Origin of the sequence: Burkholderia sp. E168m23 (assembly GCF_016586125.1) — a bacterium.
In the GTDB taxonomy this organism is placed as follows: domain Bacteria; phylum Pseudomonadota; class Gammaproteobacteria; order Burkholderiales; family Burkholderiaceae; genus Burkholderia; species Burkholderia orbicola.
In genome coordinates, this window is the sequence record NZ_BCPP01000493.1 from 1 (window position 1) to 5,228 (window position 5,228).

Consider the following 5,228-nt stretch of genomic DNA (forward strand, 5'->3'; position numbering starts at 1 on the left):
GGAACGCCGATGCAGCGCTCGGCTGGACGCCCGACGACCATACGCGACTCGAGCTGACCGCCGGCACCGGCGACGGCTATGCGCGCTACGCGGGCCGCGGGATGGATGGCGCGCATTTCCGCCGCGAGACGTTCGGCCTGTCGTTCGACAAGCGGCATCTCGGCGACGTGCTCGACCGGATCGAGGCGCGCGTGTACTACAACGAAGCCGATCACGTGATGGACAACTACACGTTGCGGCAGCCCGACCCGACGAGCAGCATGCCGATGCGCATGGCCGCGGACGTGCGGCGCCGCACGGTCGGCGCGCGTGCCGCCGCGACGTTCCGCTTCGGCGACGATTTCAAGCTCGTCACGGGCGTCGATGCGCAATCGAACCGGCTCGATTCGCGTGCGTCGATGGGGCAGCAGAACTACCGCGACCAGCCGTGGGATGCCCAGGCGACCATGTGGAGCGCGGGCGTGTTCAGCGAGCTGACGTGGTATGCGAGCGACGTCTCGCGTGTGATCGGCGGCGCGCGCGTCGACTATGCGAGCGCACGCGACAAGCGCGCGATGAAGAGCGGCATGATGATGAGCAAGCCGAACCCGACTTTCGACGACGATCGGACGAAGGTGCTGCCGAGCGGCTTCGTGCGCTACGAGCGCGATCTCGCGTCGCTACCCGTCACGTGGTACGCGGGGATCGGCCACGCGGAGCGTTATCCGGACTACTGGGAACTGTTCTCCGCGACGCGCGGGCCGGCCGGTTCGATCAACGCGTTCTCGGCGGTGCAGCCGGAGAAGACCACGCAGCTCGATATCGGCGCGCAATACAAGAGCGACCGGTTCGATGCATGGGTGTCGGCGTACGCGGGCTACGTCCAGGACTTCATCCTGTTCAACTATGCGGCCGGCATGATGGGCCCGATCACGCAGGCAACCAACGTCAACGCGCAGATCATGGGCGGCGAAGCCGGCGTGTCGTGGCGGCCGGTCGCGCCGCTGCGCGTCGAGACGTCGCTCGCGTATGCGTGGGGGCGCAACGTGGCGAGCGGCGATCCGCTGCCGCAGATGCCGCCGCTCGAGGCGCGCATCGGCCTCGAATACACGCGCGGCGCGTGGTCGGCGGGCGGCCTGTGGCGCATCGTTGCGCCGCAGCATCGCTACGCGCTGAACGAGGGCAACGTGGTCGGCAAGGACTTCGGCCCGAGCGCCGGATTCGGCGTGCTGTCGCTGCATACGCAATACAACGTCAGCAAGACCGTGCAAATCTCGGTCGGCGTCGACAACGTACTGAACAAGGCCTACACCGAGCATCTGAACCTCGCCGGCAACGCGGGTTTCGGCTATCCGGCGAACGCGCCGGTGATGGAGCCGGGGCGTACCGCGTGGGTGCGCGTGAGCGCGAAGCTGTAGCCCGCAGCGCGCGTGTGCATCGCAGCATGCGCACGCCTGAACGCCGCACCGCCCGAACGGGCGGCGCGCGTCAACCGATTAGAGAACCGTGTCTAGTCGGGGCGCAAACGTTCGAGAGTCGTGCTTCACTCCCGCTTCGACACCCACCGTGTGCACGATGCGGCGTGCGTGTCGATCCGGTGTCATTCGCGCCGGCTGCACAATAATCAGGAGACATGCATGGCCAGATCGATGCGTTCCAGGGTAATGGCAGGGGCAGTGGCATGCGCGATGAGCGTCGCGCCGTTCGCGGGGACGACCGCGCTGATGACGCTCGCGACGACGCACACGGCGATGGCGGCAACCGCGCCCGCCGACAACTATGCGGCGACGCGCTATCCGATCATTCTCGTGCACGGGCTGACCGGCACCGACAAGTACGCGGGCGTACTCGAGTACTGGTACGGCATCCAGGAAAACCTGCAGCAGCATGGCGCGACCGTCTACGTCGCGAATCTGTCGGGCTTCCAGAGCGACGACGGCCCGAACGGGCGCGGCGAACAGCTGCTGGCCTACGTGAAGACGGTGCTCGCCGCGACCGGTGCGACCAAGGTCAATCTCGTCGGTCACAGCCAGGGCGGGCTGACGTCGCGCTATGTCGCGGCCGTCGCGCCCGATCTCGTCGCGTCGGTGACGACGATCGGCACGCCGCATCGCGGCTCCGAGTTTGCCGACTTCGTGCAGGGCGTGCTCGCATACGATCCGACCGGATTGTCGTCGACGGTGATCGCCGCTTTCGTCAATGTGTTCGGTATCCTGACGAGCAGCAGCCACAACACGAACCAGGACGCCCTCGCCGCACTGAAGACGTTGACGACCGGGCAGGCCGCCACCTACAACCAGAACTATCCGAGCGCGGGCCTCGGCGCCCCCGGAAGCTGCCAGACCGGCGCGCCGACGGAAACCGTCGGCGGCAACACGCATCTGCTGTATTCATGGGCCGGCACGGCGATCCAGCCGACGTTTTCCGTGCTCGGCGTGACGGGCGCGACGGACACGAGCACGATTCCGCTCGTCGATCCGGCGAACGTGCTCGACCTGTCGACACTCGCGCTGCTCGGCACGGGCACGGTGATGATCAATCGCGCCTCGGGCCAGAACGACGGGCTCGTGTCGAAGTGCAGCGCGCTGTACGGCAAGGTGCTGAGCACGAGCTACAAGTGGAACCATATCGACGAGATCAACCAGTTGCTCGGTGTGCGCGGCGCCTATGCGGAAGATCCGGTCGCGGTGATCCGCACGCATGCGAACCGGTTGAAACTCGCGGGCGTGTGATCGATGGCGGCACGTGAGGGACGCGCGCCGCTGGCGCGGCGCGCTGCGATCTATGGTGTCGTGGGGCTGGCGGCGATCGCCGGCGTCGCGATGTGGAGCGGCGCCGGACCGCATCGCGGCACGGGCGCCGCGGGTGACGCGCCGGATGCGGCCGCGGTGGGCGGCGTGGCGGCCGCCGCACCGCAGGCCGCCGTGCCGGCGAGCGCGGGCCTGCCGCCGTCGCTGGCCGGCTCCAGCGCGCCGCGCTTGCCGCTCGATGCAGGCGGCCATCTGGCGAAGTCGCGTGCGGTACGCGATTTCTTCGACTATTGCCTGACCGCGCGGAGCGACCTGAGCGCGGCCGCGCTCGATGCGTTGGTCGTGCGCGAGATCGCCGCGCAGCTCGACGGCACGGTCGCGCAGGTGGAGGCGCTCGACGTGTGGCACCGGTATCGCGCGTATCTCGATGCGCTCGCGACATTGCGCGATGCGGGTGCGGTCGACAAGTCCGACCTCGGCGCGTTGCAGCTCGCGCTCGATCAGCGCGCGTCGATCGCGTACCGCACGCTCGGCGACTGGAGTCAGCCGTTCTTCGGTGCGGAGCAGTGGCGGCAGCGCTATGACCTCGCACGATTGAAGATCACTCAGGATCGCTCACTGACGGATGCGCAGAAGGCCGAGCGGCTCGCGGCGCTCCAGCAGCAGATGCCGGCCGACGAGCGCGCGGCGCAGCAGCGGGTGGACCGGCAGCGCGCCGCGATCGACCAGATCGCGCAATTGCAGAAGAGCGGCGCGACGCCCGATGCGATGCGCGCGCAACTGACGCAGACGCTCGGCCCCGAGGCCGCCGCGCGCGTCGCGCAGATGCAGCAGGACGATGCGTCGTGGCAGAGCCGTTACGCGGATTATGCGGCGCAGCGTGCGCAGATCGAATCGGCCGGCCTGTCGCCGCAGGATCGCGATGCACAGATTGCCGCATTGCGGCAGCGTGTATTCACGAAGCCCGGCGAAGCCGTGCGCGCGGCATCGCTCGATCGCGGCGCGGGCAGCGCGCATTGACGAAGCGGGCGCCGCCGTGTGCGGCGCGCTTCACGCCGCGCGCGTGATGTTTCGCGGCAGATGTTGCTCGATGGTGTTGGCGAGCGTGTCGAACGCGGGCCGGATGCCTTCGTGCGCGACGCAGGCATAGCCGAGCAGCAGGCCCTGCCGCGCGGTGTCGAGGTTGCTGTAGTAGCTGGTGAGCGGGCGCACGATCACGCCCGCGTCGAATGCGCTCTGTGTGACTGCGCGATCGTCGCACGCGTCAGGCAGGCCGAGCACCAGATGCAGGCCGGCCTCGTCGCCCATCACCGGCAGCGCGTCGCCGAAGCGCGCGCGGATCGCGTCGATCATCAGTTGCCGGCGCTCGCCGTACAGCGTGCGCATTCGTCTGACGTGCGAAGTGAGGTGGCCGTCCATGATGAATTCGGCGAGCACGGCCTGCTGCATCAGCTGGCCTTCCCGATACAGCTCCGACAGCCCGGTGCGGAACGTGTCGACCAGATGCTCGGGCACGACCATGTAGCCCATCCGCAACCCGGGGAACAGCATCTTGCCGAGACTGCCGACGTAGATCACGCGGCCGCCGTCGTCGAGCCCCTGCAGCGACGCGAGCGGGCGGCTGCCGTAGCGGAATTCGCTGTCGTAGTCGTCCTCGATGATCCAGCAGCGGTGCTGGCGCGCATATTCGAGCAGCATGCGGCGCCGCGCGAGGCTCATCACCATCCCGAGCGGGTACTGGTGCGACGGCGTGACGAGCACGAGCCGCGGCGGATGCTGCATGTCGCTCGCGCGCGGATCGAGCCCTTCCTGGTCGACCGGCACCGGCGCCAGCGTGAGGCCGGCTGCCTGCAGCACGCTGCGCACGCCCCAGTAGCACGGCTCCTCGACCCACGCGCGATCGCCGATGTCGGACAGCAGCCGCACCGCGAGATCGATCGACTGATGGATACCGGTCGTGATGATCACCTGGTCAGGCGAGCATTTGACCGAGCGCGCGACGCGCAGGTAATCGGCGAGTGCGCGCCGCAGCGGCCGGTAGCCGCCGCCCGGCGCATAGGTCAGCAGCTCCGGATTGGCCTCCTTCCACAGCCGTGCCTGCAGGCGGCTCCACGTGCGGCTCGGGAATTCCGACACGTCCGGCACGCCTGGCATGAACGCCCCCCACTGGCGCCGCGAGACGCCCGCATGCTCGACCAGTTGCCGGCCGCGCATCGACAGGCTGCCCTGCGCGTCGGGCAGCGGCGGTTCGTCGGCCGCCGCCGGCGGCGGCGGGGCGCCCGGTACGCGGATCGCGGCGGCGTCCGGTCGCGTGTCGGCCACGTAGGTGCCGCTGCCAGTGGTCGTCAGCACGTAGCCTTCGGCGGTCAGCTGGTCGTACACGTGCAGCACGGTATTGCGCGCGATCGACAGGTCGCCCGCGAGCGTGCGCGAACTCGGGAGCTTTGTTCCTGGCCCCAATTCCCCCGTCAGAATCGCCTGCTGCATCAGCTGCAGCAG

4 protein-coding genes are annotated in these 5,228 nt (G+C 68.8%); 3 read left to right on the top strand and 1 reads right to left on the bottom strand.

What is annotated here, in order from left to right; genetic code table 11:
- The 3 genes from JMF90_RS22935 to JMF90_RS22945 form a co-directional block, all read left to right on the top strand.
- A partial coding sequence (locus tag JMF90_RS22935) for a TonB-dependent copper receptor (protein ID WP_201325462.1) occupies positions 1-1,397 on the top strand: 1,397 nt, incomplete at its 5' end.
- A gap of 219 nt (positions 1,398-1,616) precedes the next feature.
- Positions 1,617-2,711 (top strand): triacylglycerol lipase, encoded by a 1,095-nt coding sequence (locus JMF90_RS22940; protein ID WP_012338488.1) that lies wholly within the window; start codon positions 1,617-1,619, stop codon positions 2,709-2,711.
- Positions 2,712-2,714: 3 nt separating this feature from the next.
- A complete protein-coding gene (locus JMF90_RS22945) occupies positions 2,715-3,749 on the top strand; it encodes a lipase secretion chaperone (RefSeq protein WP_011548118.1) in 1,035 nt (344 codons plus the stop codon).
- 30 nt (positions 3,750-3,779) lie between these two features.
- On the opposite strand, the gene JMF90_RS22950 is transcribed toward JMF90_RS22945, so the two are convergent.
- Positions 3,780-5,228: PLP-dependent aminotransferase family protein (locus JMF90_RS22950; RefSeq protein WP_201325463.1), on the bottom strand; the 1,449-nt coding region annotated here is incomplete at its 5' end.

What these genes read in the sequence shown, in the direction of transcription:
- JMF90_RS22940 (WP_012338488.1), top strand. Translation starts at nt 1,617, where the DNA reads ATGGCCAGATCGATGCGTTCCAGGGTAATGGCAGGGGCAGTGGCATGC.
- JMF90_RS22945 (WP_011548118.1), top strand. Translation starts at nt 2,715, where the DNA reads ATGGCGGCACGTGAGGGACGCGCGCCGCTGGCGCGGCGCGCTGCGATC.